Here is a 20,663-nt window from a genome sequence, read left to right as displayed (position 1 = left end):
CCCGCCTATTCGACCCCGGGCGTCGGAGCGCTCGGCAGCTGGTATCCGGAAGGCGTGACGTAGGCCTCCAGCGCCTGCTTCCAGGTGCCGTCGGCGATGTACTCCTTCAACGCGGCGTTGACCTCCTTGACCATCGTGGTGTCGCCCTTGGGCAGCCCGATGCCGTAGTACTCGTCGGTGAACCCGTCGCCCACCACCTTGAGCTTGCCCTTGTACTTGGACTCCGAGGCGAAGCCGGCCAGGATCACGTCGTCGGTGGTGACGGCGTCCACGTCGCCGTCCAGCAGCGACTGTACGCACTCGGCATAGTTGTCCCGCTCGACGAGGGTGATCTTGCCCTTGTAGTGGTCGAGCACGTACTGCGACGAGGTGGACCCCGGTGTCGAGCACAGGGTGTGGCCGTCGAGGGTCTCCGGGCCGGTGATCTCCTCGGTGTTGCGGCGGACCAGCAGATCCTGGTGCGCCTCGAAGTACGGACCGGCGAAGGCGACCTCTTTCTTCCGCTCGTCGGTGATCGAGTACGTCGAGACCACCATGTCGGCCTGGCCGCTGGTGAGCAGTTCCTCGCGGTTGCCCGGGGTGGCCTCCACCCAGGTGATGTCGTCCTTGGCGACGCCGAGCGCGCCGGCGACGTACTCGGCCGTGGTGACGTCGAACCCGGAGTAGGTGTCGCCGTCCTTGAGGCCGAGGCCCGGGTTGGTGAACGAGATCCCGATCGTCATCGACCCGCCCTCGCTCGCGCCGGCGATGAGGCTCGGGTCGACCTTGGGCGGCTCGGTGGAGCCGCAGCCGGTCAGCGCGAACCCGGAGAGCGCCAGCACCGCGCCGGCCACGGCGACCGTCTTGGAGGTCTTCATCGGACTCACTGCTCCTCACCCGTGGCCGCCGTGTCGGCGTACCGCGGTCCGTTCATCGTCCAGCGCGAGCCGATCTGCCCGCCGGTGTTGGCGACCACGCGTGGCCGGGCCAGCGCCCAGCCGAGGCCGAGCAGGACGGCGAGGACCGGGATCCCGACCACCACCACGACGAAGTTGGTCTTGTGCCAGAAGTACGGCGAGCTCTGCCAGCCCGAGATCGCCATCCCGATGACGACGAAGACGAGGAAGGCCAGCCCGGCATAGCTCGTCCAGGGCGACCCCGGCGCTCGGAAGCTGCTGGCCGGGACGACCCCGGCGTCGCTGAGGCGTCTGAGTCGGAGCTGACAGACGAAGATGGTGGCCCAGGTGAAGACCACTCCGATGGAGGCCGCCTCCAGGGCGATCTCGAAGGCGTTGGCGGCGACGGCGTTGAGCAGGGCCCCGAGGACATAGACGATCGAGGTCATCACGATGCCCGCCCACGGGACTCCGGAGGTGCTCATCTTGAGGGTGAAGGACGGGGCCTGCTTGGACATCCCGAGGCTGCGCAGCACCCGGCCGGTGGAGTAGAGGCCGGAGTTCAGGCTCGACATCGCCGCGATGATCAGCACCGCCTGGATCAGCGAGCCGATCCAGTTCAGCCCGAGCCTGTCGAAGACCGTCACGAACGGGCTCTGCCCCTCGACGTAGTCGCTGGTGGGGAGCATGGAGACCAGCAGCAGGATGGAACCGCAGTAGAAGACCGCGATCCGGAAGATGACCGCGTTGACCGCCTTCGGGACCTCGCGCTTGGCGTCCTCCATCTCGCCGGCCGCGACCGCCACCATCTCGATCGCCGCGTAGGCGAAGACCACGCTCGACATGATCAGCAGCGGGCCGTACCAGGTGAAGTCACCGGTGTGTGGCCAGAATCCGCCGGGGTTGTTCCACAGGTTCTGGAAGCCGGCCTTGTGCCCGTCGATGTCGAGCCCGCCGATCACCACCACCAGGCCCACCGCCAGGAAGACGACGATCGCGGTGACCTTGAGGATCGAGGCCCAGAACTCGAACTCGCCGAAGGCGCGGGCGGAGAGCAGGTTGATGACGAGCACGACCGCGAGCGCGATCAGCACGGTGGCCCAGCTCGGCATGTTCGGGATCCAGTACTTGATGTAGACGGCGACCGCGGAGAGCTCGGCGATGCCGGTCAACGCCCAGTTCAGCCAGTACATCCAGCCGGTCAGGTAGGCACCGAGCTCGCCGTAGAACTCGCGCATGTAGGAGACGAACGCCCCCGAGGTGGCGCGGTAGAGCACCAGCTCGCCGAGGGCACGCATCAGGAAGTAGGCGATCAGCCCGACGAAGGCGTAGCTGAACAGCAGCGCCGGACCGGTGGTGTGCAGCTTGGCGGCCGACCCGAGGAAGAGGCCGGTCCCGATGGCGCCGCCGATGGCGATCATCTGGACCTGCCGGCGGCCGAGCGTCTGCTTGTATCCCTCTTGCTCCGCCTGGAGTGAGTTTTCCACCTGCGTTTGGGCCATGGACGGCTCCTCGTGATGGTGGCGTCGGTCGCGAGGCCGAGACGATGCGAGCGCGCACGACACCGGTGGAGGATTCGCCGGGGATCCGAGACGGCCGTCGGCTCGGGGCCGGGAAACCTGTCTAGTTGTCAGACCGGTATGTCGCACCGGTTCGGGTCGAGGCAAGCCCGGTGTCCACATCGTGGACGCCGGAGGCGCGGGGACCCGTCCGGGAGGCGGGCGGGCGGCGGGCCTGGGACGGGCCCGAGGTGAGCGGCTCGGACGACGGCGCCGGTCGCGGATCGGTGGCCGATCAGGGGAATGAACGGCCACCTTCCTGGGTTAGGAGCTATGAGAAAACTTGAGTTGGATTGACTCAAGTTATTTGGCAGACTGGTCCCGACCGGCGAGGATGGCCGGGTCAGCACGATCAACGGAGGTACAGAAGATGGCACGTGCGGTCGGCATCGACCTGGGGACGACGAACAGCGTCGTCGCCGTACTCGAGGGTGGGGAGCCCACCGTCATCGCCAACGCGGAGGGCGCCCGTACGACGCCGTCGGTGGTGGCGTTCAGCAAGTCCGGCGAGGTTCTCGTCGGTGAGGTCGCCAAGCGGCAGGCCGTCACCAACGTCGACCGGACCATCCGCTCGGTCAAGCGCCACATGGGCACCGACTGGACGGTCGAGATCGACGACAAGTCGTTCACCCCGCAGCAGATCAGCGCGTTCGTGCTGCAGAAGCTGAAGAGGGATGCCGAGGCCTACCTCGGCGAGACCGTCACCGACGCGGTGATCACGGTGCCGGCGTACTTCTCCGACGCACAGCGGCAGGCCACCAAGGAGGCCGGCGAGATCGCCGGGCTCAACGTCTCCCGGATCGTCAACGAGCCGACCGCCGCGGCGCTGGCCTACGGCCTGGACAAGGGTGAGGACCAGACCATCCTGGTCTTCGACCTCGGCGGCGGCACCTTCGACGTGTCGCTGCTGGAGATCGGCGAGGGCGTGGTCGAGGTCAAGGCCACCAGCGGTGACAACCACCTCGGTGGCGACGACTGGGACAACCGGATCGTCGACTGGATGGTGAAGAAGTTCAAGGACGCCAACGGCGTCGACCTCGCGGCCGACAAGATCGCCGCGCAGCGCCTGCAGGAGGCCGCGGAGAAGGCGAAGATCGAGCTCTCGTCCTCGTCCGAGACCACCATCCACCTGCCCTACATCACGCACGGTGAGAACGGACCGCTGCACTTCGAGGAGCGGTTGACCCGGGCCGAGTTCCAGAAGATCACCGCCGACCTGCTCGACCGCACCCGGGCTCCGTTCCGCAGCGTGCTCAAGGACGCCGGGGTGAAGCTCTCCGACATCGACCACGTGGTCCTGGTCGGCGGCTCCACCCGGATGCCGGCGGTCACCGACCTGGTCAAGGAGCTGCTCGGCGGCAAGGAGCCCAACAAGGGCGTCAACCCGGACGAGGTCGTCGCGGTCGGTGCCGCGCTCCAGGCCGGCGTGCTCAAGGGCGAGGTCAAGGACGTGCTGCTCCTCGACGTCACCCCGCTGAGCCTCGGCATCGAGACCAAGGGCGGAGTCTTCACCACCCTGATCGAGCGCAACACCACCATTCCGACCAAGCGCTCGGAGATCTTCACCACCGCCGACGACAACCAGCCGTCGGTGGAGATCAAGGTCGCTCAGGGCGAGCGGCAGATGTGGTCGCAGAACCAGCCGCTGGGCAACTTCGAGCTGACCGGCCTGCCGCCGGCCCCGCGCGGGGTGCCGAAGATCGAGGTGACCTTCGACATCGACGCCAACGGGATCGTGCACGTGACCGCCAAGGACCAGGCATCCGGCAAGGAGCAGTCCATGACGATCTCCGGTGGTTCGGCGCTCGGCAAGGACGAGATCGACCGGATGGTCAAGGAGGCCGAGCAGTACGCCGAGGAGGACGCCAAGCGGCGCGAGGCCGTCGAGGCCCGCAACCAGGGCGACACGCTGGTCTACACCACCGAGAAGTTCCTCACCGACAACGGCGACAAGATCCCCGACGACGTGAAGACCGAGGTACAGAGCGACCTGGACGCGCTCAAGGAGGTCCTGGCCTCCGACGACGCCGAGGCCGACGCCATCACCGGCGCCATCACCAAGCTCGGTGAGTCCAGCCAGAAGATGGGCGCCGCGATGTACGCCGCTGCCGAGGCCGACGCCTCCGCCGCCGGCGGCAGCACCGGTGCGACCGGTGAGGCGGACGACGACGTGGTCGACGCCGAGATCGTCGACGACGAGCCGGGCGAGGAGAAGTGACCGAGCACGACCCGGTCGACCAGGAGAACCCCGAGCTCGACGCCGACGGCGTCGAGCCGGGGGCTCCGGCGGAGCCTGCGGGCGAGGCCGGTGCCGAGGGGTCGGCGGGGCCGGCCGATGCCGCGCAGGAGGGGACCGACGTGTCCGACCCGCTGGCCGACGCCCAGCGCAAGGTGGGCGAGCTGACCACCGACCTGCAGCGGTTGCAGGCCGAGTACGTCAACTACAAGCGCCGGGTGGATCGCGATCGCGAACTGGTCAGCCAGAACGCGACCTACAAGGTGCTCAGCCCGATCGTCGAGGTGCTCGACACCATCGACCTCGCCCGCGAGCATGGCGAGGTCACCGGCGGCTTCAAGGCGGTGGCCGACCAGTTGGAGCGGATCGTGAGCAACCTCGGGCTGACCAAGTTCGGTGAGCCCGGGGAGACCTTCGACCCGACCATCCACGAGGCGCTGAGCCATCTGGGCACCGACGCCGAGGTCACCGAGACCACCGTGAAGGTGCTGGCCAAGGCCGGCTACCGGATCGGGGACCGGGTGGTCCGCGCCGCCCAGGTCCTGGTCGTCGACCCGGAGTGACCCGGGGTGATGCGTCATCGGGTGCTCGGCGTGAGGCGGGGTAACACGTCGTCCACCCAGGTAGCAGCCTGTTGCGGCAGGCTGCTACCTATCCGGACGACGTGTTACCCCCGGCGGACGACGTGTTACCCCACCCGACGGAAGACGCATCGGACACCTTGCCGTTGGATGAGAGTGAGAATTGATGGAGCAGAGAGGAGGCGCGCATGGCTGAGAACGACGGCATCCGGTCGGATTGGATGAACAAGGACTTCTACGCCGAGCTGGGTGTGAAGAAGGACGCGACGGCCGAGGAGATCAAGAAGTCCTACCGGAAGCTGGCGCGCGCCAACCACCCCGACTCGCATCCCGACGACACCGAGAAGCACGAGAAGTTCAAGAGGGTCGCCGAGGCGTACGACGTGGTGGGCGACCCGGAGAAGCGCAAGAAGTACGACGAGGTGCGCTCGCTCGCGGCGAGTGGCGGCTTCGGCGGATCGGCCGGCGGCCGCAGCTACAACTTCGAGGATCTCTTCGGCAACGGCGGCAACGGCGGCAGCGGTGGCAGCGGTGGCAACGCCGGTGGCGGGATCGGCGACATGTTCGGCGACCTGTTCGGTGGGGGCTTCGGGCGGCGTACCCAACAGCCGCGCAGCCGTCCGGTCAGGGGCGCCGACGTCGAGTCGAACGCCACCATCGGATTCACCGAGGCGCTGGAGGGCGTCACCGTCTCGCTGCGACTGAGCAGCGACGCCGCCTGTGAGGACTGCCACGGCACCGGTGGCAAGCCGGGCACCAAGCCGAAGGTGTGCCCGGTCTGCGAGGGGGCCGGCTACGTGGTCAACTCGGTCGGCGGTGGCTTCTCGATGAACGAGACCTGCCCGCGCTGCGGCGGCCGCCAGCTGGTGTACGACGAGGCCTGCCCGACCTGTCACGGCTCTGGTCGCGGGACCTCCACCCGCACCATCCAGGCGCGGATCCCGGCCGGGGTCAAGGACGGCCAGCGGATCCGGCTGAAGGGCAAGGGCGCCGCCGGCGAGAACGGTGGCCCGGCGGGCGATCTGTTCGTCACGATCCACGTCTCCGCGCACCCGCTCTTCGGGCGGAAGGACGACAGCCTGACCCTCGACGTACCGGTCTCCTTCGACGAGCTGGCGCTCGGCGCCGAGATCAGGATCCCCACGCTCAACGGCCCGGCGGTGACGCTCCGCGTCCCGGCGGGTACGCCGAACGGCCGGATCTTCCGGGTGCGGGGCAAGGGCTTCACCCGCAGCGACGGCACCCACGGCGACCTGCTGGCCACGGTGGAGGTCCAGGTGCCGGCGGTACTGGATGAGGGCTCCCGCGTCGCCCTCGAGGCGTACCGGGACGCGGCCGATCACTCCAGGCTGCGCAGCAACCTGTTCAACGAGGCGGCGGTGTGAGATGGCCGGCGACGTGAACCGACGCCGCGGGTCCCGCGGCGGTGCGTCGCCGGCCCACGCCGCCCCCGCGCCGGAGGCGGCGGTCTACGTCATCAGCGTGGCCGCGGAGCTGACCGGCCTGCACCCGCAGACGCTGCGGACCTACGAGCGGATGGGGCTGATCACGCCCGGCCGCACCGGCGGCGGCGGACGCCGCTACTCCCATCGCGACATCGAGTTGCTCCGCTCCATCGCGGAGCTCACCGCCTCGGGGATCGGGATCGAAGGCGTACGCCGGATCCTCGAACTCGAGCACCAGGTCGCCGCCCTGCGGGCGCGCAACGAGGAGCTCCAAGCCGAGGTCGCAGCCGCCAAGGAGGCGCTGAGGCAGGGTCGCCGGCAGCCCTCGCCCCCGGCCGCCCCGGTCCAGGCATCCCGGTTGCCCGCGGTCCGTGCCCCCGATCCGGGATCCTCGATGGTCATCTGGCGCCGAGGGCGCTGAAGCCTGCCCGACGGCGGCTCAGCGGCGCCAGAAGCCTCGCTTCTTGCCGTAGGTCGCTCTTCCGAGTTCGGTGAGTTCGTCGATCTTGTTGTCGAAGTAGCCGAAGAACGGGTCGTGAAGTTCGTACTCCGCAGGAGGCAGGTCGTTTCGCTCGACCCAACAACGATCGTCGCCATTCACGCGGAATTCCATCGTGATCCGTGACCAGCCTGTGCCGAGGAGGTCTCCGAGGGCAAGCTCGTTCTCGTAGGCCGTCTGCGCGGGAAAGAGGCCACGGCCGACAACCTCAATCTGGCCATCGACGAACTTGGTGTGCACAGTGATCCCATCGCCGACAACGTCCCCCCGGACCCAGCGAACTGCCTTAGCTGGGTCGCGACTGAAACCCACGTCTCAGGTGCGTTGTCGCGAAACGAGGCGGCAACCGCAGGTGGCGGAGTGAACGCTTCTCTCTGTGAATTGTGATCCTTGGCCATAAGAGGTCCCTTCTGGCGACGGACTGGTGCATTTCGGAACGTGAAGAAGTGGTCTTCGCCGTTGATGGTCACCGTAGCGAAGAACTTCGAGGGCCGTGTGGTCGCGTCGCCGTAGACGGGCTCGACCTTGAGGTTGAGGTCTTTGATGTTGGGGGTCCTTGAGTGCTGCTCGGACCTTGTTCTCCATTTTGGCGTACTCGGAGGTGTTGAGGTTCTTGAACTCCTCGAAGTTCGCCTCGGTCACCTTTCCGTTGCCTAGCACGACGTTGAGTTTGTTGGTGGGTCCGCCGAAGGACTCGGCGAACAGGTGGAAGCCTACGTCGTCGGTGGTGTAACGGATCCCGCGCGCTTGTAGGGTGACGCCGGGGCCGTGCTCGGTGGACCGCTCCGGGTCAGCGTCGCCAGAACCCTCGCTTCTTGCCGTAGGTCGTGCGTCCGAGTTCGGTGAGTTCATCGACCTCATTGTCGAAATACTTGAAGAACGGATCGGAGTCGAAGTCGAAGTCCTTCACTGGGATGCGTCCATGCTCAACCCATGCGCGATTTGCGCCATCGATCCGGAAATCAAGCACCACTCGTGACCAGTCGGTGCCCAACTGTGTATCAAGCGCTTCATCGATGTGGTATGCCGTCTGTGCTGTGAAGTGCTTTCCTGAATTTACGACGATGGAGCCGTCTACTAGTTGCGCCGTAAGGTGGATATAGCCGCGAACGACGTCCTCGTCTGTGGGGCGGAACTGGGTGATTTCGCATGCCATTGCGACCCACGTGTCGGGCGCATCGATGCGGTATAGTTCCACAATGGATGAAGCGGGCGTAAAATTTGATGCCGTGCTCCCATAAGAGTCAGTCACAGTTTCTCGCTTCTTCGAATTTCCAAAGACGCTTAGCGCCTCACTGGTACGTTATCGAATCTGAAGGATTTGGTTTGTCCGTCAATATTCACCTCTGCCAGAAAGTGTGATGGGCGTGTGGTTGCATCGCCGTAGATGGGCTCGACCTTGAGGTTGAGGTCTTTGACGTCGGGGTCGTTGAGTGCTGCGCGGACCTTGTTCTCCATTTTGGCGTACTCGGAGGTGTTGAGGTTCTTGAACTCCTCGAAGTTCGCCTCGGTCACCTTCCCGTTGCCGGGGACGACGTTGAGTTTGTTGGTGGGTCCGCCGAAGGACTCGGCGAACAGGTGGAAGCCTACGTCGTCGGCGTCCGCGTCCGGGCCGGAGCCGATCTCCTGGCGGAGCTTGGGATCCGAGGCTCCCTTGGTCTTCAGCGGGGTGCCCTCGACCTTGATCGGGCGTCCCAGGTCGTCGGTGGTGTAGCGGATGCCCTGGAACTCGTAGGTGACGTTGGGGTGCGGGACGTTGGCCGCGCGCTGGAAGTCCTCGAGATCGTCGAACTTGAAGATCGCGGGCTCGATCTGCTCGGCCTTCTGCAGTGCCTTGAGCGACTCGGTGAGCTCGGTGCCGTCCTTGCCCATCACATCGATCATGCGCATGGTCTTGAGCAGCTTGCCGCCCTTGGCCAGGTCGACTGCGACCCGGCTGCCGAGGGCGGCATCGCCGAGCATCGGGATCATCCCCGCGGCCGTGACGCCGGCGTCGGCCCAGTCGCCCTCGAGCGCATACCAGGCCGCGTTCGGGACGTTGGCGACGTCGCCGATGACCGGGATCATGCCGATCACGTCGAGGATGGTGTGACCCCACTTCTTGTACCACGGGGTCTCGTCCCACTTCTTCTTCTGCTCGGCCAGTGAGTCCGAGATGGTCTGGACGTCGAGCGCGATCGGACTCGTCTTGTCCCCGTTGATCGCGGCCTGCAGCGCCAGCATCGCCACCGAGGAGTCCGAGTCGTTGACCCACCGGTGCTCGAGCAGCACCTGGTGCAGGAAGCCGTTGACCGGCACGTCGTCGCCCCCGAGTGACACCGTGCTGGTGTCGCCCTGGGTGAAGGCCCACTTCGCCGCGGCGGGATTGTGCGCCAGGGCGAGCATCAGCGACTTGACCGGGTCCTGGGCGTAGTTCCGCGTCCCGTTCGGCTCGATCGCCCACTCGTAGCCCGAGCCGGGCGTGGTCCACGGCACCATTCCCCGCGAGTCCATGGTGGCGATCCGCCGGGTCGCGTCCTTGAGGAAGGGCGTCGACCACTGACCGCGCTCGAAGATGAGCAGCAGCGCGCTGCGTGCCGCCTCGCGCTGGTCGAGGTCGCGGTAGGCATCGGAGTCGTTGGTGTCGCCGCGGAACTTCGGCGCGGTCATCTCCTGCAGGAACTCGTCGCGCCACGTCGGCCCCAGGTCGAGGTCCCCGGTGCCTCGGGAGGCGAGACTGAACGTGCTGGCCAGCGACGTCAGAAGGTGTTCGTAGTCGCCCTTGCTCACCCCTCCCTTCAGCTGGCCGTAGCCCTGCTGGTCCATCACGATGTTCTCCAGATCGACCGGTGAGACCTGCTGCGCCAGCGCGTGTGCGAAGTAGGGGTCGTAGCCCTGCTTGTCGAGGATCTTCACCAGCGTGCTGGTGTCGCCGCTCTTGAGCGCCTTGGCCGCGGCGGCGGCCTGGGCCTTCGCCTGGGCGGGCGTGAGGGTCGAGATGGCGTTCTCATTGAACTGGACGTAGTTGCCCATCCCGGGCGTGGAGGCGGCGATCGCCTGCGCCATCGCCAGCCGGCGGCGTACGTCGACGAGGCGGTCCTCGACCCACGACGTCACCCCGCCGACCGGGCTCAGCGACCCGGTGTCGAGGCTGAGCTGCGACAATCGGTTGGTCAGGCCGGTCTTCATGTCACGGGTGGTGTCCTCGGCCTTGACCAGACCGGCCTGGAGCGAGGTCATCTCGGTGATGTTGATCGAGCACATCGCCATGGCTCAGTACACCATCCTCGACAGCCGGTACCACTCCGCCCGCCAGTCGTCCTCCGGCACCTCGTCGGGTTCGCTGTGGATCTTGTCATCGACCTCGTCGAGGCTGTGGGTCGCGGCGTTGGCCAGGGTCGTCTTGTGGTGACCGAGCCCGTGCTCGAAGTCGGTCGCCTTCGTGGAGACCCATGCGCCCGCGGTCATCGCGCGCTCGGCAGCAGCCAGCGCCTTGCGCAGCGACTCCGTCTCGCTCGCGACCGTGGGCCGCGCCGCCTGGAGCGCCTCCTTGTACTGGTTCGGCTTGTGCGCCATCGCGGTCCCCCTCGTCCGAGTTCGAGTGCGAGTTCGCGATCCTCAGCCGGCGTGCGGCGGGTCGCCGTACTCTGCCTGGAAGGTGGTCGGGTAGTCCTGCAGTCGCTCGAGCAGCGCCGGGGTGAACTCACCGGCGGGCGCGGTGCCGTCGTAGCCGAGGTCGACATCGAACGTCCCCGCCCGATCGACCTTGAGCTCCAGCGTGGTCCACGTCGGCTCGCTCACGTCGAGGAACGCCACCGCGAGGTCGAAGACCTGCGGGTCGAGGTCGAACTGTCCGAACCCCCAACGGTTGTCGGCGTTGACCGCGCCGAGCATCACCCAGGTCGGATTGGACCCGTCGGGGTGGGTCTCGAACGCCAGGTAGACCTGCACCCATCGGGGCGGAGCGATCTGCCGGATCCGTTCGACGAGCGCCTCGAGCGCCTCCTGGCGTGCCACCACGTCAACCATGACCGAACCTTCCCAAGACCAACGATTCGGGTCCACGATACGACAGGGATCGAACGGCGGGACGGTGCCGCCCGGGTGCCGCACCGGTGGCGCCGCGGACGGTCGCACCGGGCGATTCGGTAGCATCGCACGCCGACCGAGGTTCACGGGCCGGGCGTGGGCGAGGTTTGCGAGATATCTGGGGGATCGCGATGGTGGATGCTTCGCCAAGGATCGAGCGGCGACGACTGCCGGTCGCGCGCAAGGACCGACGTCCCGCACTGGCGGCGCTCGCACTGCTGCTGATCCTGATCGGCGCGCTCGGCAGCGCCCTGCTGGTCTTCCGCAGCGGCGACCGGGAGTCGGTGCTGGTGGCGGCCGGCGACATCCCGTTCGGTCATGTCATGAAGAGCACGGACTTCCACACCGCCCGGGCGGCCACCGACACCGGCTACCTCATTGATGCCAGCAGGCTGGCCGAGTTCGTCGGACTGCGATCGACCAGCGCGATCCCGGAGGGCTCGCTGCTCAGCCCGCGGATGTTCACCACCACGCTCATCCCCGACGGCGGCGAGGCGGTCGGCATCGTCGTGGACGCCGACCGGAGACCCAGCGACGTGCCGACCCCCGGCCAGGTCGTCCGGGTCTACTACGTCGCCGGCGAGAACTCCTCGAGCACCGAGATCCCGCGCAACCGGGTGATCGTCAACGCGGCCCGGGTGCTCAGCGTCGGTGCAGGCGACAGCGCCGGGACGGAGAGCGTCACCGTCCTGGTGAGCAGCGACGTGGCCGAAGACGTCACGAACTACGCCTCCTCGCAGAACCTCGCCCTGACGATCCTCCCCGATGACACGAAGCCGGGGATCGACACGAAGAAGGCGGGGAAGTAGTCCGATGGCGCTGATCGCCACGATGTCGGCGAAGGGAGCTCCCGGCGCCACCACGACCGCACTCCTGCTGGCGAACCTGTGGCCGGCGCCGAGCCTCGTCGTCGATGCCGACCCGCTCGGCGGGGACATCGCGCTGCGCCTGCCCGCCGAACACGGCCCACTCAACCCGGACCGCGGGCTGATGTCTCTGCTCCCGGCGGCGCGTCGGGGCCTGGTGCCGGAGCTGGTGCTGCAACACGCCCAGACGGCTCGCGGCGGTCAGCTGGTGGTGCCCGGTCTGCCCGGCCCCGAGCAGGCGCTCGCGGCCTCACCGCTGTGGTCCGAACTCGCCTCGGCCTTCGCCGCGGTCCCCGGCCACGACACCTTCGTCGACCTTGGCCAGCTGCACTCCCGCTCGCCGCACCTGGTGGTCGCCGAGCACGCCGAGGTCCTCATCTGCGTCATCCGGGCCACCGCGTGGGGTGCTCTCCACGCCCGGCTGCGGCTGGACTCCCTCGCCGGCATCGTGCGCCCGCACGGCACCACCGTCGGCGTCGTCTGTGTGGCGGACCCGCGCGAGCCGCAGCGACATCGCGAGGCCGTCGCCGCCGTCCGGGACGGACAGGAGTGGCTGGTCGACCTCGGGACCATCGCCCTGGACCCGAAGGCGGCGGTGATGTACGAAGGCAGTCCGGTCTACCGCCCGGAGCGGTCGGTGCTGGTGCGCAGCACCGCGGACGTCGTACGTCGGCTGTCGGCGGTGGTCTCGCCCACGCCGGGCTCGACGATCCAGCTCCCCGCACCGGCTCCGGAGCCGGACCTGTCCGACGTACCGGTGCCGGTGAGACCGGCCGCGGCCGACTCGCCGCCGGCGGGCGGGCCCACCCATCCGCCCCCAGCCGCCCCGGATCCGAGCGCCCCGGCTGCGGGTTCGCTCAGCGCCGAGGAGTGGGCCGAGCACCGAGCCAGCTCGCGGTCCGAGCGGCGACGCGGTAAGCCGCGCCTCGGCAGGAGGAGCCGATGAGCGTCGCGAGCGCCACCGGCGCCGACCCCCAGCTGGTTCGTGCGCTCCGCGCCCAGGTCGCCGATCGGCTCAATCAGCAGCGAAGGAGCGACGAGGTCGCCGGCCGGTCGGCGATGTCGCCGGAGGACGAGCGACAGTTCGCGCGATCGCTGATCGTCCAGGTGCTCGAGGACCATGCCCGGGCCGAGATCTCGCTGGGTCGGACGCCTCCCTCCGCCGAGGAGGAGGAGGTCGTCGCCGCAGCGATCCATGCGGCGCTCTTCGGAGTCGGCAGGCTGCAACCTCTGTTGCAGGACCCGGAGGTGGAGAACATCGACATCAACGGTTTCGACCGGGTGTTCGTCAGCTACGCCGACGGCCGCGAGGAGATGGCACCACCGGTGGCCGAGAGCGACGAGGAGCTCGTCGAGCTGATCCAGGTCCTGGCGGCCAGCGTCGGCCTCGCCTCGCGTCCCTTCGACAGCGCGAACCCGCAGCTCGACCTGCGTCTGCCGGACGGGTCCCGGCTCTCGGCGGTGATGGCGGTCTGCTCCCGGCCCAGTGTCTCGATCCGGCGAGCCCGGCTCGGCGAGGTCGGGGTGGACGACCTGATCGCCAACGGCACCGTGACCCCGGAGATCGCCTCGTTCCTGCGAGCGGCGGTCGGAGCGCGCAAGAACATCATGATCGCCGGTGCCACCAACTCGGGGAAGACGACGCTGCTGCGCGCGCTGGCCAACGAGATCCCGGCCGAGGAGCGGCTGATCACGGTCGAGCGCGCCCTCGAGCTCGGCCTGGAGCACTACGAGCAACTCCACCCCAACACCGTCGCCTTCGAGGAGCGGTTGCCGAACTCTGAGGGTGCCGGTGCGGTCACGATGGCCGACCTTGTCCGCCGTTCACTGCGACAGAACCCGAGCCGGGTCATCGTGGGCGAGGTGCTCGGCGACGAGATCGTCACCATGCTCAACGCGATGAGCCAGGGCAACGACGGCTCGCTGTCCACCATCCACGCGAACTCCTCGGTGGAGGTCTTCAACCGGATCGCGACCTACGCGCTGCAAGCCCAGGAGCACCTCCCGGTCGAGGCCACCCACATGCTGATCGCCGGCTCGATCAACTTCGTGGTCTTCCTGCGCAAGCGCAACGACTACGCTCACGGCGGTGGTATGCGTCGCAGCGTGGAGAGCATCCGAGAGGTCACCGGGGTCGACGGTCGGGTGCTGTCCAGCGAGGTCTTCGCTCACGATGTCGAGACCGGCACGGCGGTGGCGCACGCGCCGATCAGTTGCCTGGACGATCTACTGGACCACGGGTATCGACCGCATGCGCTGAACAGGTGGGACTGATGCCGTCCGACCTCCTGCTCGCGCTCGGGTGCGGTGCCGTCGTCGGCGGCGGCATCGCGCTCGGCGTCCTCGCCTTCGTCGGGCTGCCCGAGCCTCCGGCGGGGAAGCCGCGGCGTCAACGAGCGTCGCTGCGGGAGCGGACCCGCCGGCTCCTGGTCGGAATCGTGGTCGGGTTGGTGGTGTTGGTGGTGACCCGTTGGGTGGTCGCGGCGGTCGGGATGGGCCTGCTGACGGCGTACTGGGACCGGATCACCGGAAGCTCGGCGATCGAGAGGCGCGCCATCGCGCGGTTGGAGGCGCTGGCCTCCTGGACGGAGTCGCTGCGCGACACCATCGCCGGCGCGATCGGCCTGGAGCAGGCGATCCCGGCCACCGCGGTCAATGCCGGTGCCCCGATCCGGCCCTCGCTGAACCTGTTGGTCGACCGGCTGCGGATCCGCGAGCCGATGCCGAACGCGCTGCGCGGTTTCGCCGAGGACCTCGACGACCCCAGCGCCGACATCATCTGCGCCTCCCTGCTGCTCAACGCCCGCCTGCGCGGCCCGGGCCTGCGCGACGTCCTCACTGCCCTCGCCGTCTCCACCCGCGAGGAGCTGGACATGCGCCGTCGCATCGAGGCGAGTCGCAAGAGCATCCGCCGCAGCGTCCGGATCGTGCTGATCATCGTGCTGGGCATGATGGGCGGACTCACCCTGCTCAACCGGACCTACGTCGAGCCGTTCGACACCCTCGCCGGTCAGATCGCACTGCTGGTCGTCGGGCTGCTCTTCGCCGGTGGCCTGCTCTGGCTGCGCAGCCTGTCGGCCCCCTCGAAGACCGATCGGTTCCTGGTCTTCGGCAGCGATGGGCTGCCCCGTCCCGCCCGGGCCGACGCCCAGCCGGTGGGAGCCGCCGAGCGAGCAGCACACCCGCAGGCCGGCCGATGACCGCGGCGCTCCTCTTCGGTGCCCTCGTCGGGGTGGGCGTCTTCTGGCTCATCCGGGTCTTCACCCGGCCCCGGCCGGGTGTCGCGGCCACGCTCGCCCGCATCCAGCGCGGCCAGCGGTCGATGACGCCACACACCACCACGGCGTACGAGCGGGCACGTGGCGGCGGGGCGATGGACCGGAGGGCCCGGAGTGCGTTCGCCGGTCTGGCCGACCGGCTGGAGGCGCTGGCCGCCGAGCGTGGCTGGGAGCTGGGTCAGCAGCGTGCCGACCTGGCTCTGATGGGCCGTACCCGGGGCACTCACCTGGCCACCAAGGTGAGCATCGGCCTGGGGCTGTTCCTGCTGGCGCCGTTCATCTGGACGGTCCTCTCGATCGCGGGCGTGCCCCTGCCGCCTGCGCTGCCGGCGGTGGTCGCTCTCGCGCTCGGGGTCTTCGGGTTCTTCCTCCCCGACCTCGCGCTGCGCTCGGAGGCGCGCGCCCGGCGGCGGGACATGCGCCGGAGTGTCGGGGTCTTCCTGGATCTGGTCGCGATGAATCTGGCCGGCGGTCGTGGTCTCCCGGAGGCCTTGGTGACCGCTGCCAGTGTGGGTGACCACTGGTCGCTGATCCGGATCCGACAGGCGCTCGCGAACGCGCGCCTGTACGGCACGACGCCGTGGGCCGCCCTGGGGGACCTGGGCGCGGAGCTCGGTCTGGAGGAGCTCGAGGAGCTCTCGGGCGCGCTCGTCCTCGCTGCGGACGACGGCGCCAAGATCCGGGCGTCGCTGGCTGCGCGGGCGGCGACGCTGCGCCGCCGCGAGCTCACCGAGGCCGAGGGCGAGGAGGGCGAGAAGTCGCAGTCGATGCTGGTGGCACAGATGCTGCTGAGTACTGCCTTCTTGATCTTCCTCGGTTACCCTGCAGTTGCACAGCTTCTCCGGGCGTGACTGGCGCATGGGGGTCGGGACCCGATGAGACAGGGAGTGGACAGCCATGGTCGGACTGGCAGCCACGATGCTGCAGACCGCTTACTACCGCGCACGGGCGATGCGGCGCGACGAGCGCGGCGCCTCGGTGCTCGAATGGGCACTGATCGCCGCCGTCGTCGTGGTGGCCGCATCGATCATCGGCGCGGTGATCTTCAAGATCGTCAACGACAAGAGCTCGAGTTTGGAGGACTGCGCGAACCAGCCTGCCGGGACCCGCTGCTAGGACGTCCGCGGGCCCGGCAGCCGTGGCGAGGTTGGCGGGCCCGGTCGCGTGACGAGCGTGGTGTCTCCGCGGTCGAGATGGCGTTCATCGCCCCCGGTCTGATCTTCCTGATCTTCTTCTGCATCCAGGGTGCGCTCTTCTTCTACGGCCGCAACGTAGCCCTGCAGGCTGCCCGTGAAGGGGTCTCGCAGCTGCGGCTGGCACAGGACCAGGCGACGTACTCGCAGATCCGCGGCGACGTCGTCGACAGCACCGAGCGGTTCGCCCGGACCGTCGGCCGGGAGGCGCTGATCGATCCCGACGCCACCCCCGGCTACAGCGGTGATCGGGTCAGCATGACGGTGACGGGTCACGTCATCACCTTGGTGCCCGGGCTCCACCTCGGCGTCACCGAGCGCGCCGAGGGCGAGGTCGAGAAGTTCGAGGCCGACCGGTGAGCGGCGCGGCGCTCGGGCGTCGACGTCGCGATGAGCGCGGGTCCCTGGCGATCGAGATGGCGATGATCGCGCCCGGGCTGCTGCTGATCTTCGGCCTGATCTTCGCCTACGGGCGGGCGGGACAGGTCAACGGGGCGCTGGAGTCCGGCACCCGCGACGCCGCCCGCAGCGCGACGATGGCGCGCTCGTACGCCGAGGCCGAACAGCGCGCCCGCCAGGTGGTGTCGGAGGCGATCGGGGGCACGCCCGCGGCCTGTCGGCACAGCCTCTCCGTCGAGGTCAGCGACGACTATCTTCCCGGCGAGCCGATCACCGTCACCGCCCGTTGCCGCTACGGGCTCGCCGACCTCGGGCTGCCGGGGGCACCCGGCACATTGACCGCGACGTCGTCGTTCACCTCGATGCTCGATCCCTATCGCGGGGTGGACTGATGCGGCTCGTACGACGCGTTCGCGAGGAGTCGGGATCGATCGCGCCCGCGGTCCCGGTCATCGCCGCCGTACTGCTGCTGCTGGGCGGCCTCGGCATCGACGGATCGCGCCAGCTCAACGCGCGGGGCGAGGCCGTCGCCTTCGCCGAGGAGGCGGCGCGAGCGGGCGCGGAGGCGGTCGACGTCGACTCCGACGAGCTGAAGCTCGACGAGCCGATGGTGCGGCAGCGGGTCGACGCGTACTGCGCTCGGGTCGAGGATCTCGGTCAGGTGACGTCGTGCCGATTCGTCCGGATCGACCCGGTGTCCGGTTCGGACCCGCGCCGTCTGGTGGTGGTCACCGAGGTGCACTTGCAGATCGAGGCGTCGCTGCTGGGCATGGTCGGCGTCCACAAGCTGTCGGCCAGCGCCAGCGCTCGGGCTCGTCCCTATGAGGGGATCGATGCCCCGACCGAGTGATGACGCGGCATGCACCCGCCTCCACGACTCGCGTTCGGCGGCTATCGCTTCTGGGGTCCGGTCGGGTCCGGTCGGAGGCTGGTCGGTGGTCGTCGGTGTTGCTCGGGACAGGAGACGTGTTCGTGGGGGTCGTTGGTTCGGGTGTTGGTGGTCGTGTTCGGGGTCGGCCTGGTAGGCGTGGGGGGCGTGCCGGTGGTGGCCGCGGTGGCTGTGGTGGCGTTGAGGTGGGCGGTCCAGGTGTCTTGGGTGAACTCGTGTTTGACGGGGTGCCAGTCGGGGATCTCGGCCCAGGGTCGGGGGTAGAGCTCGGCGTCTTGGATCCACAGGTCCCGGACGATGCCTTCCTCGACCTTGTCCGAGGGGTCGTCGGTGTAGTTGTAGGTGAACTCGTAGGACAGGTCGGGTTCGATGGTGAGGGTGGAGGAGTACCACGACCCATGCTCATCGGTCATCGCCTTCTTGAGCGTGATCCAGTCCCAGCCTGCGTCATCAGCATTGGACCGTTGCCGTTGCCCGTTGGGGCCCACGACGAAGGCGTCGAGAGACCCGTAGGCGCCCACGCTGACGAACTCCGCCTCAACTCGGGCGCTCGGCGTCGCTTGAAGTTCAGGGACGAAATGGAGCGCTACTGCCTGCTGCTGCTCGGGGGCCATCGACACGTTGTATCTGCCTCTCACTTGTTGATGAAGGTGGCCGGGTCCTGTTTGATCCCGTTTTTGTACCAGGTGACCCTGATGCCGTTGGGTCGTCGGCTGCCTGGCGGTCGGGGCGGCCTGCGATGCGCTGGCGGTAGGGGTTGCGGTCGCCGCCGGGGATGTCGATGTCGCCGAAGATCTTGGTCAGGTCTTGGCTGACGTCGTCGGCCACGGCGACGGTGGAGGCCTCGTCAGTGAGGGTGATGATCTTGCCGTCTTCGCCGACGCGGGCGATGCGGCCGGCTTTGACGAGTTCGTCGAAGTCGGTCTTGGAGATCATCTTGGTGACCTTGACCCATCTGCCGCCGCGGGCGACCCAGCCACCGAGGTCGAGTAGCGAGCGCCAGTGAGCGTATCGAGACCCGACCGGGTCTCGATACGCCGCCGCTCGTTCCTCGCGTCGGCTACTCGACCAACGACGATCGCTGGCCGGGCACCGCGGCGGCACCGTAGGGTGTGGGCGTCGTTGCTGCTCGGGACAGGAGACGCAATCGTGGGGGCAAACGGTTCGGATCTCGGCTGGCGGGGTCGTGGTTGCGGCTGGCGGCGGCTCGGGGTGTCGGTGGTGGGCACGGTCGCGGTTGGCGTCGTCCTCGCGGGGTGTGGTGGGGGTAGCACGAGCGACGCGACGCCCACGCCATCAGCGAGTCCGTCGGTGACAGCCTCGCCGACCGCGTCACCGTCGTCGCCGACCGCTGCCCCAACGCGGTCGAAGACGATCAAGCCGTTGTCGGCCTTCGAGGGACGGCCCCAGGTCAAGGTGATCCGGAAGTGGGTTGCTGCGGTTGCGAAAGATGTCAACGCAAACGACAAGAAGTTCAGTGCGTCTTCAGCCTTCGTCGCACCGAGTGCGAGAGCGCTCTTCATCGGGGTCGTCTCGCCTGATCTGGACAAGTTCTATCCCGGACCGACCCCGTTTACTCCTGTCTCGGTGACCTCGGCCAAAGGGACCTCTCACGTGTTCGCGTGTGTCATGACCTTCGGCTGGGGACTGAGCGAGAAGGCGCACAGGAAGGTCGAGAAGAAGAAGATCGAGCCCTTGGACTTCACGCTCTCGATGCGGAATCACCGCTGGACACTGTCTGGGTTGGTCCAGAGTCCCGAGACCGACTGTGACGGGGTGAAGGTCAAGGAGGTTCGGCATTGAAACGCAGTGTCGTCGTCGGAGTGGTTGCGGCGGGCTTGAGCCTCGGTTTGGCTCAACCAGCCGTTGCCGGGTGGGACTCGCCGCCCCCGGTCTCGGACGCCAGCACTCCGTCGGCACCGTTGGATGACTCGGCTGGTTTGCCGTCTTCGTCGTCGTCGGATGTGGGTGGGTCTGGTGGGGGTACGGGTCAGGTGGGGGGTTGTGTGGTGGTGGCGGTGCCGTCGTATCTGGGGTTGTCGTGTGGGACGGTGAAGTCGGGTGGGGGCCGGACGATCAGGCAGGTCTTGGGGAAGGATCCGGTGCCGGGGTGTTGGGATGAGCGGTTGAGTGAGGCCGAGCAGTCGGCGATGGATGTCCATGATGTGGCGGGGCCTGGTGGGTATGGGTATTTCTGGGAGAAGTGTCTGCATGGGGTGAATCCGAAGACGAAGCGGCTCCGGTCGGGTCAGCGGATGCGGGTGAGTGTGGAGTTGGAGCGGATCGCGAACGGTAAGGCGGTGCGGCATCTGACCTCGCGGCAGCGGGATCTGGTGGGGAGTGTGGAGGGTGATCGGCAGGTGCCGGCTCCGGTTGCGGGGGTCTCGCCGTCGTCGCATCCGCGGGTGGGGGAGCAGGTGGCGTTCTTCGACGGCACGGCTGATGGGTTGCGAGTGCGGGCGGGGTCGGTGTCGTTGCATGCGTGGGTGACCCGGTTGGTGGTGAAGCCGTTGGGTGCGGGGCACCAGGGGTCGGTGTCGTGTCCGGGTTCGGGGGTGGTGGCTGGTGCGGGTGATACGCCGGGGAACACTCCGGGTGGGTGTTGGTGGAAGTACGTCGCCTCCTCGGCCGGCTTGCCGGGGGATGTCTATCCGGTGGAGGTCACGGCGTTCTGGCGGGTGGATTCCTCGGTCGGTGGCGGGTCGTGGACGCCGTTCACGAGGTTCACCAAGTCGCAGGTCACCCGGGTGCCGGTGACCGAGATCCAGACCCTGG

The 20,663-nt window shown here is 68.2% G+C and carries 24 protein-coding genes; 15 read left to right on the top strand and 9 right to left on the bottom strand.

The features are described 5' to 3' along the window. Positions 1-5 precede the first annotated feature (5 nt). Together QM638_RS10525 and QM638_RS10520 are read right to left on the bottom strand one after the other, a co-directional pair. A complete protein-coding gene (locus QM638_RS10525; protein WP_415141923.1) occupies positions 6-857 on the bottom strand; it encodes a glutamate ABC transporter substrate-binding protein in 852 nt (283 codons plus the stop codon). Positions 858-862: 5 nt separating this feature from the next. Next, positions 863-2,377, bottom strand: coding sequence for an amino acid permease (locus QM638_RS10520; RefSeq protein ID WP_415141922.1), 1,515 nt, complete (start codon positions 2,375-2,377; stop codon positions 863-865). A 427-nt stretch (positions 2,378-2,804) separates the two neighbouring features. On the opposite strand from QM638_RS10520, the gene dnaK reads away from it, so the two are divergent. The 4 genes from dnaK (at position 2,805) to QM638_RS10500 (ending at position 7,117) form a co-directional block, all read left to right on the top strand. Continuing rightward, a complete protein-coding gene (gene dnaK, locus QM638_RS10515; protein ID WP_415141921.1) occupies positions 2,805-4,652 on the top strand; it encodes a molecular chaperone DnaK in 1,848 nt (615 codons plus the stop codon). Beyond that, positions 4,649-5,233 (top strand): nucleotide exchange factor GrpE, encoded by a 585-nt coding sequence (gene grpE / locus QM638_RS10510; RefSeq protein WP_415141920.1) that lies wholly within the window; start codon positions 4,649-4,651, stop codon positions 5,231-5,233. Before dnaK ends, grpE begins: the two co-directional genes overlap by 4 nt. Before the next feature lie 206 nt (positions 5,234-5,439). Beyond that, positions 5,440-6,636, top strand: coding sequence for a DnaJ C-terminal domain-containing protein (locus QM638_RS10505; protein ID WP_415141919.1), 1,197 nt, complete (start codon positions 5,440-5,442; stop codon positions 6,634-6,636). Between the two features lies 1 nt (position 6,637). After that, the gene (locus QM638_RS10500; protein WP_415141918.1) at positions 6,638-7,117 is read left to right on the top strand and encodes a heat shock protein transcriptional repressor HspR; all 480 of its coding nucleotides are present in this window, start codon (positions 6,638-6,640) and stop codon (positions 7,115-7,117) included. 18 nt (positions 7,118-7,135) lie between these two features. On the opposite strand, the gene QM638_RS10495 is transcribed toward QM638_RS10500, so the two are convergent. From QM638_RS10495 to QM638_RS10475, 5 genes are all read right to left on the bottom strand, one after another. Beyond that, positions 7,136-7,435, bottom strand: coding sequence for a hypothetical protein (locus tag QM638_RS10495; protein WP_415141917.1), 300 nt, complete (start codon positions 7,433-7,435; stop codon positions 7,136-7,138). A gap of 550 nt (positions 7,436-7,985) precedes the next feature. After that, positions 7,986-8,447 (bottom strand): hypothetical protein, encoded by a 462-nt coding sequence (locus tag QM638_RS10490; RefSeq protein ID WP_415141916.1) that lies wholly within the window; start codon positions 8,445-8,447, stop codon positions 7,986-7,988. A 32-nt stretch (positions 8,448-8,479) separates the two neighbouring features. Beyond that, positions 8,480-10,444: a DNA/RNA non-specific endonuclease gene (locus QM638_RS10485; protein WP_415141915.1), complete on the bottom strand. Its 1,965-nt coding sequence runs from the start codon at positions 10,442-10,444 to the stop codon at positions 8,480-8,482. A gap of 3 nt (positions 10,445-10,447) precedes the next feature. After that, a complete protein-coding gene (locus QM638_RS10480) occupies positions 10,448-10,750 on the bottom strand; it encodes a hypothetical protein (protein WP_415141914.1) in 303 nt (100 codons plus the stop codon). Positions 10,751-10,792: 42 nt separating this feature from the next. After that, positions 10,793-11,203 carry a hypothetical protein gene (locus QM638_RS10475; protein WP_415141913.1) on the bottom strand — a complete coding sequence of 137 codons (411 nt, stop codon included), beginning with the start codon at positions 11,201-11,203 and terminating at the stop codon, positions 10,793-10,795. Between the two features lie 194 nt (positions 11,204-11,397). Between QM638_RS10475 and QM638_RS10470 the strand changes: the two genes are divergently transcribed. The 9 genes from QM638_RS10470 to QM638_RS10430 are packed head-to-tail and all read left to right on the top strand — an operon-like array spanning position 11,398 to position 17,849. Next, positions 11,398-12,072 carry an SAF domain-containing protein gene (locus QM638_RS10470; RefSeq protein WP_415141912.1) on the top strand — a complete coding sequence of 225 codons (675 nt, stop codon included), beginning with the start codon at positions 11,398-11,400 and terminating at the stop codon, positions 12,070-12,072. A 4-nt stretch (positions 12,073-12,076) separates the two neighbouring features. Continuing rightward, positions 12,077-13,075, top strand: a complete 999-nt coding sequence (locus QM638_RS10465) for a hypothetical protein (protein WP_415141911.1) — start codon at positions 12,077-12,079, stop codon at positions 13,073-13,075. Further along, on the top strand, positions 13,072-14,403 hold the full coding sequence (locus QM638_RS10460; RefSeq protein ID WP_415141910.1) for a CpaF family protein: 1,332 nt from the start codon (positions 13,072-13,074) through the stop codon (positions 14,401-14,403). The genes QM638_RS10465 and QM638_RS10460 overlap by 4 nt, the downstream gene beginning before the upstream one ends. Further along, a complete protein-coding gene (locus tag QM638_RS10455) occupies positions 14,403-15,329 on the top strand; it encodes a type II secretion system F family protein (RefSeq protein WP_415141909.1) in 927 nt (308 codons plus the stop codon). Before QM638_RS10460 ends, QM638_RS10455 begins: the two co-directional genes overlap by 1 nt. After that, positions 15,326-16,258: a type II secretion system F family protein gene (locus tag QM638_RS10450; protein ID WP_415141908.1), complete on the top strand. Its 933-nt coding sequence runs from the start codon at positions 15,326-15,328 to the stop codon at positions 16,256-16,258. The genes QM638_RS10455 and QM638_RS10450 overlap by 4 nt, the downstream gene beginning before the upstream one ends. 46 nt (positions 16,259-16,304) lie before the next feature. Beyond that, positions 16,305-16,523, top strand: a complete 219-nt coding sequence (locus tag QM638_RS10445) for a hypothetical protein (protein WP_415141930.1) — start codon at positions 16,305-16,307, stop codon at positions 16,521-16,523. Next, positions 16,430-16,960 (top strand): TadE/TadG family type IV pilus assembly protein, encoded by a 531-nt coding sequence (locus QM638_RS10440; protein WP_415141929.1) that lies wholly within the window; start codon positions 16,430-16,432, stop codon positions 16,958-16,960. The genes QM638_RS10445 and QM638_RS10440 overlap by 94 nt, the downstream gene beginning before the upstream one ends. After that, entirely contained in the window at positions 16,957-17,391 is a 435-nt protein-coding gene (locus QM638_RS10435; protein ID WP_415141907.1) for a TadE/TadG family type IV pilus assembly protein, read from the top strand. Before QM638_RS10440 ends, QM638_RS10435 begins: the two co-directional genes overlap by 4 nt. Beyond that, positions 17,391-17,849: a pilus assembly protein TadG-related protein gene (locus tag QM638_RS10430; protein ID WP_415141906.1), complete on the top strand. Its 459-nt coding sequence runs from the start codon at positions 17,391-17,393 to the stop codon at positions 17,847-17,849. The genes QM638_RS10435 and QM638_RS10430 overlap by 1 nt, the downstream gene beginning before the upstream one ends. A gap of 41 nt (positions 17,850-17,890) precedes the next feature. On the opposite strand, the gene QM638_RS10425 is transcribed toward QM638_RS10430, so the two are convergent. Both QM638_RS10425 and QM638_RS10420 read right to left on the bottom strand, forming a co-directional pair. Further along, the gene (locus QM638_RS10425) at positions 17,891-18,502 is read right to left on the bottom strand and encodes a hypothetical protein (protein WP_415141905.1); all 612 of its coding nucleotides are present in this window, start codon (positions 18,500-18,502) and stop codon (positions 17,891-17,893) included. Further along, the gene (locus tag QM638_RS10420) at positions 18,456-18,824 is read right to left on the bottom strand and encodes a hypothetical protein (protein ID WP_415141904.1); all 369 of its coding nucleotides are present in this window, start codon (positions 18,822-18,824) and stop codon (positions 18,456-18,458) included. The genes QM638_RS10425 and QM638_RS10420 overlap by 47 nt, the downstream gene beginning before the upstream one ends. A gap of 285 nt (positions 18,825-19,109) precedes the next feature. Between QM638_RS10420 and QM638_RS10415 the strand changes: the two genes are divergently transcribed. After that, on the top strand, positions 19,110-19,691 hold the full coding sequence (locus tag QM638_RS10415; protein ID WP_415141903.1) for a hypothetical protein: 582 nt from the start codon (positions 19,110-19,112) through the stop codon (positions 19,689-19,691). A gap of 452 nt (positions 19,692-20,143) precedes the next feature. Next, on the top strand, positions 20,144-20,663 hold a 520-nt coding region (locus QM638_RS10410; RefSeq protein ID WP_415141902.1), incomplete at its 3' end, for a hypothetical protein.

The sequence above is a fragment of the Nocardioides sp. genome, assembly GCF_047606145.1.
Taxonomy (GTDB): Bacteria; Actinomycetota; Actinomycetes; order Propionibacteriales; family Nocardioidaceae; genus Nocardioides.
The sequence above is the reverse complement of the archived record's forward strand: the minus strand, read 5'-3'. Positions and strand labels throughout refer to the sequence as shown.

Excerpts from the sequence above, each read along its gene's own strand:
- QM638_RS10480 (WP_415141914.1), bottom strand. The coding sequence starts at position 10,750 with ATGGCGCACAAGCCGAACCAGTACAAGGAGGCGCTCCAGGCGGCGCGG.
- QM638_RS10430 (WP_415141906.1), top strand. The coding sequence starts at position 17,391 with ATGCGGCTCGTACGACGCGTTCGCGAGGAGTCGGGATCGATCGCGCCC.
- QM638_RS10475 (WP_415141913.1), bottom strand. The coding sequence starts at position 11,203 with ATGGTTGACGTGGTGGCACGCCAGGAGGCGCTCGAGGCGCTCGTCGAA.
- QM638_RS10525 (WP_415141923.1), bottom strand. The coding sequence starts at position 857 with ATGAAGACCTCCAAGACGGTCGCCGTGGCCGGCGCGGTGCTGGCGCTC.
- QM638_RS10445 (WP_415141930.1), top strand. The coding sequence starts at position 16,305 with ATGGTCGGACTGGCAGCCACGATGCTGCAGACCGCTTACTACCGCGCA.
- QM638_RS10420 (WP_415141904.1), bottom strand. The coding sequence starts at position 18,824 with ATGATCTCCAAGACCGACTTCGACGAACTCGTCAAAGCCGGCCGCATC.
- QM638_RS10465 (WP_415141911.1), top strand. The coding sequence starts at position 12,077 with ATGGCGCTGATCGCCACGATGTCGGCGAAGGGAGCTCCCGGCGCCACC.
- QM638_RS10485 (WP_415141915.1), bottom strand. The coding sequence starts at position 10,444 with ATGGCGATGTGCTCGATCAACATCACCGAGATGACCTCGCTCCAGGCC.
- QM638_RS10455 (WP_415141909.1), top strand. The coding sequence starts at position 14,403 with ATGCCGTCCGACCTCCTGCTCGCGCTCGGGTGCGGTGCCGTCGTCGGC.
- QM638_RS10500 (WP_415141918.1), top strand. The coding sequence starts at position 6,638 with ATGGCCGGCGACGTGAACCGACGCCGCGGGTCCCGCGGCGGTGCGTCG.
- QM638_RS10505 (WP_415141919.1), top strand. The coding sequence starts at position 5,440 with ATGGCTGAGAACGACGGCATCCGGTCGGATTGGATGAACAAGGACTTC.
- QM638_RS10450 (WP_415141908.1), top strand. The coding sequence starts at position 15,326 with ATGACCGCGGCGCTCCTCTTCGGTGCCCTCGTCGGGGTGGGCGTCTTC.
- QM638_RS10425 (WP_415141905.1), bottom strand. The coding sequence starts at position 18,502 with ATGGCCCCCGAGCAGCAGCAGGCAGTAGCGCTCCATTTCGTCCCTGAA.
- QM638_RS10520 (WP_415141922.1), bottom strand. The coding sequence starts at position 2,377 with ATGGCCCAAACGCAGGTGGAAAACTCACTCCAGGCGGAGCAAGAGGGA.
- dnaK (WP_415141921.1), top strand. The coding sequence starts at position 2,805 with ATGGCACGTGCGGTCGGCATCGACCTGGGGACGACGAACAGCGTCGTC.
- QM638_RS10460 (WP_415141910.1), top strand. The coding sequence starts at position 13,072 with ATGAGCGTCGCGAGCGCCACCGGCGCCGACCCCCAGCTGGTTCGTGCG.